This is a genomic window from Pseudomonas sp. I8001, assembly GCF_013385345.1.
In the GTDB taxonomy this organism is placed as follows: domain Bacteria; phylum Pseudomonadota; class Gammaproteobacteria; order Pseudomonadales; family Pseudomonadaceae; genus Aquipseudomonas.
This window is the reverse complement of sequence record NZ_JACAQC010000033.1, coordinates 193,416-205,856: the sequence shown is the minus strand read 5'-3', so window position 1 is coordinate 205,856 and position 12,441 is coordinate 193,416. Positions and strand designations below refer to the sequence as shown.

Here is a 12,441-nt window from a genome sequence, read left to right as displayed (position 1 = left end):
CCACCATGGATGATTCCAAGGGACTTCATACCATGATGATGGAAAATTCCATTTGACTGGCCCGCAGCTCAAATCCTTCTGCGTTGCAAACAAAGACGGGCATTCCTGACTGTCTAACTGATTACTCTTCGGTAGCCAACTGCATAACGGTCTTGAGCACCGAGCATGTCTTGTCGATCTCATGCTGCGTCAACGTCGGGTGCACGAGAAACATTACACTTGTCTCGCCGAGCTCCCGTGCTACCGGCAACCGGCTCGCCGGACGCCAGCCAGTATTGTCAAACGCCTTCTCCAGATAGACCTCGGAGCAGGAGCCGGAAAATACCGGAACGTCTCGTGCCGAAATCTCCGCCAGAATACGATCACGATCCCATCCGGCCTTGAGAGCCTGAGGCTCGACAAACACGTAGCACTTATACGCCGCGTGAACACTGCCCTCAGGCATGATTGGCACACGCAAGCCTTTGAGTTGGCTGGCGCACTCCCATATCTGCCCGGCATTCGCCAGCCGGCTGGCCTGCCAATCGGTCATGCGCTTGAGCTGAATCCGACCGATGACGGCCTGAACCTCGAGCATTCTCCAGTTCGTACCGAAGCTTTCATGCAACCAGCGAAAACCAGGAGGATGGTTACGTTCGTAGACAGCTTCCCAGCTTTTGCCATGATCCTTGAACGACCACATGTCCGACCACAACTTACGATCGTTGGTTGTGACCATTCCGCCCTCGCCACCTGTGGTCATGATCTTGTCCTGACAAAAGGACCAGGCAGAGATATGGCCAATTGACCCCACCGGGCGCCCCTTGTAACGGGCGCCATGGGCCTGGGCACAATCTTCGATCACTTTAAGGTCGAATTCCTCGGCCAGGGCCATGATCGGATCCATATCGCAAGGCCAGCCAGCCAAATGCACACAGATTACGGCCCGGGTGCGAGGAGTCAGTACAGCGCGGATAGTCTGCGCGCTGAAGTTTTGCGAATCGCGATCCACATCGGCGAAAACCGGAACAGCCCCGGCATTCACAATGCTCGAGACGGAAGCAAGAAACGTGCGTGAGGTGACAATCACTTCATCGCCAGCACCGATACCCAACGCCTTCAAGGCAAGGTCCAGGGCAACCGTTCCGTTAGCCAGGCCGATGGCGTATTCGGTGCCCGCCCATGCAGCGAACTCCTTCTCAAACTCACGCCCCTGTGTACCGGTCCAGTAGTTGACCTTATTGGACAGAATCACATCACGTACGGCGTCAGCTTCCTCTTCAGTAAAAGAAGGCCAAGGAGAAAATGGTGAATTCAACACAACCAGTACCCGTCAGTTTTCATTCGAAAATATGAAAGACTCGTCACTACGAGCCCCGTTGCAATTCGCTCAATCCGCTGTTCGCGCGGCGACGACTTTTCAAGAGCCGTCCAATAACCTGGCCGGCACGCCGGCGACCGTAACCTTGTCTGGCACGTCTCTGACAACTACGGCACCCGCACCAACCATGACCTGTGAACCGATGCTCACAAGTTGTCGTATGCAGGCACCTATGCCAATCCAGCTCAGATCCTGTACGCAGACGCCCCCTGCAAGCCGGGCGCCAGGGCTGATGTGCACACACGATCCCAATAGACAATCGTGGTCGACACTGCTGCCCGTATTGAGAATAGCGCCCCTGCCAACTTTGGCATCGGCGTTTACCACCGCGCCAGCAAACACCACCGACCCCTCACCAAGCGTGGCATACCGGCTGACGGTTGAATCCGGATGGCGCAGCGTTACCAGCGTAGCGCCTGCCGCCTTCAGCTGGTCCAGTTTTGCCTGGCGAACCCGATTATTGCCGATCGCCACCAACACACCGTCATATTCATGCACAGCCGCCAACAGTCTCTCGGTGTTGCCTACGACGCTCCAGGCACCATTTCGAAGCAAACCGGGCCAGGCGTCATCAAAGAATTCAATCGTGTCCCAACCGCAGCATTCGGCCGTATCCGCGACGACTTTGCCATGGCCGCTTGCACCCAGCACCGCAAGGCGGCTCATGGCTTGGAGCCTGTGAACTTCGATGCTGTAGCTTCGCCTTCGGCACTGATACCGTCACGCACCAGAACTTTCTTGATCGTCAGGAAAATCACCTTCATATCCAGCCAAAAAGACTGATTATCGACATACCAGGTGTCCAGCTTGAACTTTTCTTCCCAGCCTATTGCGTTGCGCCCGTTGACCTGTGCCCAGCCGCTGACGCCAGGGCGAACCTCATGGCGACGATATTGTTCGGCGCTGTAGAGAGGCAGGTATTCCATCAGCAACGGTCGCGGGCCCACCAGGCTCATATCGCCCTTGACCACATTCCACAACTCGGGCAATTCATCCAGGCTGCTGGATCGCAGAAAACTGCCAAAGGCTGTCATGCGCTGGGAGTCTGGCAAAGGCTCACCGTTTGCGTCATGAGCATCACGCATCGTACGGAACTTGATCATTTCGAACGGTTTGCCATTCCGACCTGGCCGAACCTGACGAAACAGAACGGGAGATCCCAATTTCTTGCGAATGTTCCAGGCAATTACTGCTATGACCGGAGAAAGCAGAATTAGTCCAAGCAACGACGCAAATAAATCAAAACCACGCTTGATCATCTGGCAACACCCTCCAGCCAATCCACAAACCGGTCAGCCAATTTACGTCGGTCAAACTCTCTGACCGCCAATTCTCTGCCTCGTGCGCCCTTCGCCCGCAGCTCGTCACGATCATCTGCTGCCTGTATCAACGCATCTGCGAAAAGCGCAGCATCATCTGGAGGTACGACAAAACCGCAGTTCTCGGTGGAAATCATCTCGGCGAGCCAGCCCGGGTAGTTATTCAAAACAGGCAACCCTGACGCGATATAGTCGAAAAACTTGTTAGGCGACGTTCCGTAGTAAAAGGCCGGTACGTTTGCCAATATCTGCAGCCCCAGGTCCGCGCTGGCCATCAAACCGGACAACCGGGCCTTGTTCACCGGGTCATGAAATATCACATTGTCCAGCTGTTCTTCCGCTGCACGCTTCTGAAGCGCGGGCTTGAGCTTGCCCTGCCCGATCAAAACCAGCCGGATATCATCGCGCTTTCGCAGTTTAAGCTCTCGAGCCGCATCGAGCACCGCGTCCAGCTTGTTGGCCACTCCATGAGTACCCGCGAAGACCGCTACCAGATGGCTTTTATCCACTCCAGCCGGCAACCATGGCTCAGCAGGCGTGTTGAAAATATCAAGGTCACAACCGTTTGGGATCATTTCGATTCGATCACGCGCCACACCGCGGTGCGCAATGCCATCCACAATACCTGGAGACAATCCAATGACCCGGTGAGCCGAGCGATAACTTGCCCACTCAAGAAAAGACATGGCGGCAAGGATGACCGGATTACGAATGACGCCCATCGCTTTCGGCAGCTCGGGCCAGAGATCCCGGACCTCAAATACAAACGGCTTATTACGAAACCACCGGGCGAATATCCCCGGTATACCGGCTGTCAATGGCGTGGTGGTCGCAAAGACCAGGTCGTAACGCTCGGTTAGCGCAATACCGATACTGCGCACTGCAAACTTTAAAAAGCTGAGCGCTCGAACGAACAGGCCATCGCTGTTGGAGTACGCCAGGTCAAATTCGATGATCTCGATACCGTCGACGGTACCTTTGCGTTTTCCACCAACGAAAGGGCTTTCCAGCCCCGTTTGGCCACCACCGTAGCTGCCGCAGACCATCGTCACCTGATGCCCCCTGGCAACCAGGCGGCGGGCCATTTCATAGGACCGGATACCGGTCGCTCCTTTCGGAGTAGAAAAATGCTGATGAAAATAAAGGACTTTCATGTCTACCAGTGATACTCCGTAGTCAAAACGCCCGCCGAAGTCACCTCAACCTCAAGCACCGGCACTTCAGTTTTTTGTAAGTAGTAACGAGACTCCCAACCCTGGACGAGCGCTCGTCGCACGATAGGCATGCTGCCTGCAACCGACAATCGATGGGAGCCGTTGGTCAGGACGTCGCCCTCAAGCCGCCAGTCCCCCGGCTGCAAACGCCAGCGTAGAACTGCACGATCCTTGAATCCGCTAAATTCATCCCTGACCAGCATGCCGGTGTCGCTCAGGCTCACATGCCGCTTATGACGGACGCCGTTACCGTCGATATACGTGGCGCCGCAGGCGCTTGTTCCAGCCTGCTCAACCAGGCCTTCGACCTGGCGCGTACGCAACCACTCCCCGAACAGAAACCGGCTGAGCCTCGGCATCTGGTCTCGCCCATCAAATTGAAGGGTGTTGTGGCTGGCGGTACCCGGAAAATAACTCAGCCACTGGGCAGAGGTGTTGTAGCTGAAGGTACCGGCATCCCGGAGCAGGTTAATGCCTGCACGCCATAGATCCACATGCAGGGCATCGGCCTGGCTGGGGCGAAACCGGAAGCGCGGGTAGCGCAATACAGCGAAGGTTTGTTCACGCCGCAACAATGCATAACCACCCTGATCAAACAGCTGGCTACCTGGACGCTCCGCTACCGCCGATGGGCCGGGCAGCAGCAGCAGCCATTGCAGTGGCAAATCCCATTCACCTGCCGCCTCATAGGCTCTCTTTCCGGCAAACAACGCCATGGACAACTGGACCGAAGGCCTGAAGTCGCGATAGTCCGTATCCGTCAGTGGCAGCAGCCGGGCACCATCATTTGCGCCAATGTTCGGAGCATCTCCAGTGTGCTCGTCGACCAACGAAAATAACCAATGCGCGGCTGTGCGAGCCCTGAGTTGGAACGTGGCGGAGAACGCCGGGAGCCCCAGCTTGTTTCTCCAGATTTCAACCATGGAAAATGTGTCGAGCATCACCCGATGATAATTGACGGAGTACTGGCTGAAACTGCCATCTTGCTCGATCAGCCGAGCGGCCCGGTTTTCGAGCCATTTGCGTCCCAATCGCTGCCAGCGTTCGCCCTCGGGGCAACCGCTTGAGGTCAACCAACTGCCGCCGACAAAAAGTGCAGCCGCCTCGGAAGTCCCGTGGTTATTGTCCTGAGCCATCGCATAGCTCAGCGTCGGCTCAATACGCTTGAGGTGCAGTCGGACCAGATCCACAAGCCCCGGCAACGGGTTGGCAAACTGTTCGACAATGACCGAACTCATCGCCAGGTGCAGGACACGAATGGACGCCTCCTGACCGCACTTCCAGTTCGGACCGCAATAGGGAGGATTGTTGACACACCAATCCGTCAACCAACCGTTTAACTGCGCCGTCCCTGAAGACCCGCCAACACAGGACTTCTGGGCAAAGACCAACGTCCAGTCAAATCGCGAAGCTTCCCAGATATTCTTGATATCACCGACAGCGGCATCAAAATCAGGAATCCGCCACCATTCCCGGCCGGGATCAGGCACTCGAACTCCATTCAGCGGATTCAAATGCCAGTCAGGGGGTGCGTCCGATACCGGGCACTCCCAGAACCCGAAATACCGGACCTGGGAATCCCATTGGGACGCACATTGCAACGAGCCGGCCTGCCTCGCACTTTCCGCAAAAAACGGGCCTTGAGGAATTTCAGCCCGAAGGCGTCGGACCGGGTTCAAGCCAGTCTTGACCCCGAGCCGATACGTCAATGCACGCGCCAGATTGCCAAAACCGAGAGCTATCGCAGTTTTGGCTTTAACAAGAAGAAGGCTCATTGCTCGCGCAGAATCCGGGCAACTTCAATGCTCACGCGCGCCACTTCGAAAATCTCATCGGAAGTGATCGGCGTGACCGCCCCGTTTTGCACCGCTGCCAGGAAAGCTGCAGCGCACTCGCTTTGCCCCTTGTTCTGTTTCCAGAGATTCAGCTTGCTGAAGCCCGGCCAGCCGAAACCCTTCAACTTGCGGAAGTTATCCAGTTGCAGGACGCGTCCGGCAGCGAAAACTTCAACTCGCTCTTTTGGAAAGCTTGAAGCGCCATTGGCCAGATAGAGGATGGTGCCGAAAGAGCCATCCTCAAACCCCAGGGTGATCGCCGCTTTATCTTCCGTAATGGCAACAGCAGGCGTATCGCCCATTCTGCGGGCCTGGATCGAAACAATTTTGCTGCCCGCGAGAAAACGCATCAGGTCGATGAAATGACACGCTTCGCCAATAATGCGCCCACCGCCGACTGACGGGTCCTGGGTCCAGTGATTTGCGGGAATCGCTCCGGCATTCATCGTCATGATGAAAGACTTGGGCTCTTTTACAGCCGAGAGCAACGCCTTCATCTTTTGCACCTGCGGCGAAAAGCGTCGATTGAACCCCACCATCAAATGTGGCTTGAGCCCTTGTTCGACAGCCTTTCGATAGGCCTCTTCAACCGTTGCCAGATCCTGGGCTTCAATTGCCAATGGCTTTTCGACGAACACATGTTTACCCGCCTCCAGCGCTTGCGCGACAAAACGGGCATGGCTGTCGTGCCGGGTGACAATTGCAACAGTGTTGATCGTGCTCTCGCCAAGCATCGCACTGATATCAGTCGAGGCTTGTGCAAATCCGGCCTTGCTGCCGTGTATTACACCGTTGATGCCACCGGCAGTCACAATCGTATGGAACTGAGCCCCTGCGGCCTTGAATGCCGGTATCAGCATTCTTGATGCATAGTTTCCTGCACCGATGAAGCCCACCACGGGTTTGACCGGGTCGAAACTGGCTACCGCACCAGGTGCCAGCACCACTTCCTTGATGTTTCGCTCGGTCTCTTCCGAGGTGTACTGAAGAATGATGCCCAGCGCCGAATTATCCGTCGTAAGCGTCTGATAGGCATCCGCGGCGTCTTCGAATGCAACCCGATGGGAGATCAACGAGTTGACCTCCAATTGGCCGCTGGCGAGCATGTCCAGGACGGCTTCGAAGTTGCGCTGCTCAGTCCAGCGAACGAAACCAATCGGGAAGTCGTTGCCTTGATCTTCGTAACTCGGATCGTAGCGCCCGGGCCCGTAAGAACATGAAACCTGGAATGTCAGTTCCTTCTCATAGAAGTCGGCTCGACTCAACTCAAGCCCGGTTACCCCTACCAGAACAATGCGCCCACGCTTACGGCACATGTGTGCCGCCTGGGTGACCGGGTCGGACGACTTGGTCGACGCCGTAATGATGACGCCATCCACCCCTCTTCCGCGGCTGAATGTCATTCCCGCCGAAACAACATCTTCGCCCTTGCCGGGGTTGCAGGTTTCGGCGCCATAACTGCGAGCCAATGCCAGTTTTTGCTCATCGAAGTCAACGGCAAGTACCCGGCAGCCTTGGGCCCGCAGGAGCTGGACCGTCATCAGTCCGATCAGGCCTACGCCGGTGACTACAAAGGTTTCCCCCAATGTCGGCTGAGCCAGACGAATGCCCTGCAAGCCGATGCTGGCAAGCACGGTAAACGAAGCGGCTTCGTCGCTGACCGAGTCCGGAATCAAGGCACACAGATTCTTGGGAACAACAACGATATCGGCATGAGGACCATTGGAAACCACACGGTCGCCCGGCTTGAACCCGGACACATCATTGCCCACGGCACCCACAACACCCACGTTGCAGTATCCAAGCGGCAACGGCTGCGCAAGCTTCGAGCGAACGGCTTCCACCGTTGTCGCCAAGCCATCGGTCTGGACCTTTTGCAGAACCATGCGGACCTTGTCAGGTTGCTGGCGAGCTTTTTCCAACCAGTTGGCACGGCCAAACCCTACCAGCATGCGTTCCGTGCCGGCAGAAATCAGCGTATTGGTTGTATGGATCTTTAGCGTGCCACTACGAACGGCGGGAGCGGGTGCATTAACCAATGACGTCTCACCGCTAGCCATGTTCTGAACAACCTGCTTCATGCATTCACACCAATAAAGTTAAAAATTCACTCATCACTGAGAAACTTGTATAGAGCTATGTATCCTACCATCGGATAAGGCCGTGGCGTCGCCGCCCACTCAACCGTCGAGGGCGAAATCGCCGTCCAGATACTGTTTGCACCAGAGTTCCATGCAAACGATGCCGAACAACGTATAAGCAGCGTCTATCCGGCCTGAACGATCTGCTTCGATCAGATGCGCCACCGCCTTGGGATCGAATATCCCCCTTTTCAGCAGGGATGCAGGAGAAAGCACCTCATCGACCAAAGGCTTCAGGCGTCCTTGCAACCAGTTGCGAAGCGGTACACCGAAGCCCGTCTTGGGCCGGTAGATGACGTCGTGAGGCAGATAGGGTTCCATGGCCTTCTTGAAAATCCATTTCCCTTCCCGGCCTTTTTGCTTGATATCCGATGGCAGTGAGCCAGCCAGGCGGACTAGGTCAAGATCCAGCAGCGGCACACGCACTTCAACGCCCGTCGCCATACCCATCTTGTCGGTGTAGTTGAGATTGTGATCGGTGAGAAAATGCTTGCACTCCAGGGTGAGCATTTTATCAAGGGGCGTGGCATCCGAAGGCAGCCGCGAAAGTGTTTCTCGCATCGGCGCAAACAGATCATCGGCCGCCAGCTGGCGTCGCAAGTCTGGCGCCAACAGGCCATACGCCTGTTCAGGTTCAAGCCAGAGGAAATAACTGATCAAGCGATCATCAGCAGGCAAGTCCGCATAGCGAAAAGCCTTCCCGAGACGACGAGACAGCGGAGAGGATGCAGGAAGCAGGTTTGAACTGCTGGCCAAAACCGAACGCAGCGGTCGAGGCATTCCGCCCCACCAACGCTCTTGCGCCAACGCGAAATGACGACGATAGCCCGTGAAAATATCATCTCCCCCGGCACCCGACAGCAGAACCTTGATGCCGTTCTGGCTTGCCAGTTCCGAGATGAACAACGCATTCAGCGCCGCCGGATCCGGCGTAGGTTCATCGAGCAGATAAACCATTTCAGGCAGACGATCCATCATCTCATCGCCGACACCTACGACATGCAGGTCGACATCCAGATGCTTGGCAACGCGCTGTGCGTACGGAAGGTCATCGGCGAACCCCTCGTTCGCAGTGGAGCCGTTGTCTACACGGATACTGAAGCACTGCAACCGCCCCTTATCACGCATTTCCTGCGCTGCAAACGCGACGATGGCACTGGAGTCCAAGCCGCCTGACAAGAATGAGCCCAAGGGTACGTCGGACACCAACTGACGCTGGACGGCAGTCCTGACGGCATCGGCGACATCAACAGCGACATCAGCAACCGTTTTTGTCAGGGGTTTCTCGGAAATCGGCAGTTCGTAGTAAAACCAGCTCTTCTCGATATGCCCATTACGGACGCATAACGCTTGGCCAGGTAAAACCTTTTTGATATCCCGCACGATCGTCCGATCACCCGGCGACCAGAGAAAACCAAGGTGCGCGAGTACGGCTTGCGGGTCGATTTCAGTTTTACTGAAGCCGCCTCGGATCAAGCCCTTCATTTCACTTGAAAATGCAAAACAACCATCACTGGAATGGATATAGAGCGGTTTGACGCCCATCTGATCTCGAGCCACCCAAAGCGTTTCAGTGTCGCGTTCCCAGAATACGACCGCGAAAATCCCGTTCAAGCGGTTTAAACACTCAATCCCATAACGACAGAACAGTGCGAGCAATACTTCGGAGTCGGACTGGCTGGAAAAATGATCCCCCGCCGCTTCGAGATGAGCCCTTAACTCCCGAAAGTTATAGATTTCACCGTTAAACACCATGACCACTCGCCCATCGGCAGAGACCATGGGTTGGTGACCGGCGGAAGTGGTATCGAGAATGGAAAGGCGCACCTGGCCCAACCATACACCAACGTCGGTATCGGCCCAGACGCCTTGATCATCAGGCCCACGACGTCGAATAAACGAAAGCGCTGAAGAGAAGTCAATAGATTCCCGCGTTCCGTTGTGAATGTAGCCCAAAATTCCGCACATATCAGTTTCTCTAGATTGGGTTATTGACTGGCTCTTCGCGCTTTGAGCTCAAGAATAAAAAAGGAAGCCATATAGACGCTATGAGAAGAGCGACCGACGCCAATTCCCCTCGAAAAAGGTGAAGCAGGGAGGCGATCGCCAATGCATAAAGACCTAACGCTCGGTCGCTTTGAGGGTTATAGACAACTGCGCCATAAAGCCGCCCACCTATAACGCCAAGAAGAAAACCGCCGAATAGTACGCCCAGCGTGCCAAAGTTCATATAAAGCTCACCAAAAATACCTGGCGGCAATGTCGTACCTTCCATGAGCCATTTGTCTGGCCAAAAGGCACCTGTAAACACCCCGGCTGCGGTAAGTGGCTTATTCGGGAAAAGACCCGAAGGTATTAAAATCAATACAACCATCAGCAGCGTCGTGCCATTCTGCCATTCCAGCCTCTCGGGCATAGCATCTATGAGCACAGTCATGGTCTGCAACTGCATTAGATTACCCGTAAACTGAGTCGCCAAAAAATGAATGAACGACAGGAAAACACCTTGATCTTCGTTAATGAAAAAGAATCTACCTGTCGCGAGAAACTCCTGCTTAAACAGGTGATAGGTCATCAGCGAAACAAACATCACCACCCCAAGCACCGCTCCTTTTACAAGACTGACACGCTTAACGCGGTAATGCCGAACTATAATCAGCGACAATACGATAATAAAAATTGTCGATTTCTGACCCTGGAGAGCGCAAATAAACAAACCGCCCAAAAAATATAACCAGAAGCAAAACCGCTCGGAAAGTGACTTCTTCCCGGCACGGGTCAACCGTATATACCAGGCCAGCGAGACAGAGAGCAGCAAGTTCTCCAAGAGGAACAAGCCGTTCAAACCTGCAAACGCCCTTATCCTGTCACTGGCACCTTGAAGCAACCCCGAGACCCCGCCTAGGATTACAAGAATAGTTGTAAACGCCAGCAGCGCCACTAACGAAAAACCTAAGGCCCGTTGCGAAAAAATCCGTGGACTTACTATGTAGCGTATCCCGACGGGAAAATTAAAATGCGTTTTCCGTCCTAACCAACACCCCATCAAAACAAAAATCAAAGCCCCGGCATACAGCAAAATGGCATAGTCAATAGAACTCTGCTTATCGAAAAAGGCAAACTCCCAAAACTGACTAAACCCATCAAACCCCATGATAAAGGGATATAATGGGACAATAACGCCTGCAAACCAGATCACCAAAAAGAAAAAGCCAACGCCAAAACAATCAAACGCTTTTTTTTCAAGCGGGACTCGCAAGTGCTCAGGCCCTAAATATTTTTCTTCCAAGGTATCAACCTCTTGGGTCATAAATCAGCGAGGCGGACTCTCACCGCAATCAGAAGCAGCACGGCGGACAAAACAGCACCAACCACATACCCCAAAACGCCAGCCCAAGCATCCAAAACAGGGATACCGACGTATAGAATTAAAAGAACAAGCAAGCCCTCTACAATATTGGTTTTAAGGCTTAAACTAAAAACACGCAATGCGACCAGTATTGTACCGCAAGCAAGAGCCATAGCCTTCAGGGGCAAAGTCAACGCCAACACAATGATATACATGGCCGTCTGCTTATAAACACCGCCCACACACACCAACCATATACAAGAGCAAAGGATCAACAGCAAAGCAACCGTGGATGAGATCTTTAACATGCTTTTTGAGAATGCATGATACCTTTCGCGCAACTCGCTTTTATCATGGATGACCTCGACCAACTCAGGAAGGGCCCTTTGTGCAATGATTGCCAATGGCAGCAAGCCAAGAATAAGGCTCAATATAGCAATACCAAAAAAACCGATCTCGTCGGTTTTCACATGATAAGCAGTCAACATCAGGACAGGCAGACTATCCACCAACAGACGAACAAACAGGCTGGCATTGACAATGACACCGGACTTGGCCGTTGTCATTAATTCGCGCCCGTTCACCTGGCGAAAATCAAGCGCCAGAAAGATATGCGCTCGCAGTTTCCACCAAACGGCAGCGAGACAAAAGAACTCACCAAGATAACGAGCGGCCATCCAGCCCTGGATACCATACAACTTCGTCAATACAACATGCAGAATAACGCCCGCCCCGGTAACCAGCATCAGAACGAAGTAGATCTCGCGTATCGCCTTCGCCCCCTGAGCAAAGCCAGTCGTTACACGAAGCAAATTAGTCAACAGCACCAAGCCACAGGTTGTAAAAACATAAGAACTAATCGCAGAGGTCAGCACAAACTCATGCGCGACGTATATACCAGCAATCACGACACCTGAAGCGATCCCGACCAACAAAAACACTTGCCGAAGCACTTCACTTTGACGAGAAGTACCATGACTCGCCGCCGTATCGCGAATCGCGATGCTTTGCATGCCCAAACTTCCTGCCAGTACGACAAGAGCAATAATTGTTTCCAGCGAGCGCACCACACCGACGACCGACGGATCAACCCAAGGCGTGATCAAAAACTGACTTATTATTACCCCACCTTGAATACAGGCAGTAATAACAATCAGCTGTAACAGCTTCGAACTTTCAAACATGCTGATCAGACGATTCAACACACGCTACCACCATGAATC

9 protein-coding genes are annotated in these 12,441 nt (G+C 54.1%); all 9 read right to left on the bottom strand.

The window, feature by feature from the left end; translation table 11 throughout:
• Positions 1–121 precede the first annotated feature (121 nt).
• Entirely contained in the window at positions 122–1,300 is a 1,179-nt protein-coding gene (locus HX839_RS22690; RefSeq protein ID WP_177008085.1) for a DegT/DnrJ/EryC1/StrS aminotransferase family protein, read from the bottom strand.
• Positions 1,301–1,399: 99 nt separating this feature from the next.
• On the bottom strand, positions 1,400–2,026 hold the full coding sequence (locus HX839_RS22685; RefSeq protein ID WP_177008086.1) for an acetyltransferase: 627 nt from the start codon (positions 2,024–2,026) through the stop codon (positions 1,400–1,402).
• Positions 2,023–2,619 (bottom strand): sugar transferase, encoded by a 597-nt coding sequence (locus tag HX839_RS22680; protein WP_177008087.1) that lies wholly within the window; start codon positions 2,617–2,619, stop codon positions 2,023–2,025. Before HX839_RS22680 ends, HX839_RS22685 begins: the two co-directional genes overlap by 4 nt.
• Positions 2,616–3,833, bottom strand: a complete 1,218-nt coding sequence (locus HX839_RS22675) for a glycosyltransferase family 4 protein (protein WP_177008088.1) — start codon at positions 3,831–3,833, stop codon at positions 2,616–2,618. Before HX839_RS22675 ends, HX839_RS22680 begins: the two co-directional genes overlap by 4 nt.
• A gap of 2 nt (positions 3,834–3,835) precedes the next feature.
• Positions 3,836–5,668, bottom strand: coding sequence for a heparinase II/III-family protein (locus tag HX839_RS22670; RefSeq protein ID WP_177067705.1), 1,833 nt, complete (start codon positions 5,666–5,668; stop codon positions 3,836–3,838).
• Positions 5,665–7,809 carry a bi-domain-containing oxidoreductase gene (locus tag HX839_RS22665; protein WP_032899671.1) on the bottom strand — a complete coding sequence of 715 codons (2,145 nt, stop codon included), beginning with the start codon at positions 7,807–7,809 and terminating at the stop codon, positions 5,665–5,667. Before HX839_RS22665 ends, HX839_RS22670 begins: the two co-directional genes overlap by 4 nt.
• A gap of 99 nt (positions 7,810–7,908) precedes the next feature.
• Positions 7,909–9,837, bottom strand: a complete 1,929-nt coding sequence (asnB, locus tag HX839_RS22660; RefSeq protein WP_177008091.1) for an asparagine synthase (glutamine-hydrolyzing) — start codon at positions 9,835–9,837, stop codon at positions 7,909–7,911.
• A 10-nt stretch (positions 9,838–9,847) separates the two neighbouring features.
• On the bottom strand, positions 9,848–11,179 hold the full coding sequence (locus HX839_RS22655; protein ID WP_177028743.1) for an O-antigen polymerase: 1,332 nt from the start codon (positions 11,177–11,179) through the stop codon (positions 9,848–9,850).
• Positions 11,176–12,423 carry a hypothetical protein gene (locus HX839_RS22650; RefSeq protein WP_177019488.1) on the bottom strand — a complete coding sequence of 416 codons (1,248 nt, stop codon included), beginning with the start codon at positions 12,421–12,423 and terminating at the stop codon, positions 11,176–11,178. The genes HX839_RS22655 and HX839_RS22650 overlap by 4 nt, the downstream gene beginning before the upstream one ends.
• Positions 12,424–12,441: the final 18 nt, after the last annotated feature.

Coding starts and splice junctions, on each gene's coding strand:
- HX839_RS22685 (WP_177008086.1), bottom strand. CDS start 2,026: ATGAGCCGCCTTGCGGTGCTGGGTGCAAGCGGCCATGGCAAAGTCGTC.
- HX839_RS22680 (WP_177008087.1), bottom strand. CDS start 2,619: ATGATCAAGCGTGGTTTTGATTTATTTGCGTCGTTGCTTGGACTAATT.
- HX839_RS22675 (WP_177008088.1), bottom strand. CDS start 3,833: ATGAAAGTCCTTTATTTTCATCAGCATTTTTCTACTCCGAAAGGAGCG.
- HX839_RS22670 (WP_177067705.1), bottom strand. CDS start 5,668: ATGAGCCTTCTTCTTGTTAAAGCCAAAACTGCGATAGCTCTCGGTTTT.
- HX839_RS22665 (WP_032899671.1), bottom strand. CDS start 7,809: ATGAAGCAGGTTGTTCAGAACATGGCTAGCGGTGAGACGTCATTGGTT.
- asnB (WP_177008091.1), bottom strand. CDS start 9,837: ATGTGCGGAATTTTGGGCTACATTCACAACGGAACGCGGGAATCTATT.
- HX839_RS22655 (WP_177028743.1), bottom strand. CDS start 11,179: ATGACCCAAGAGGTTGATACCTTGGAAGAAAAATATTTAGGGCCTGAG.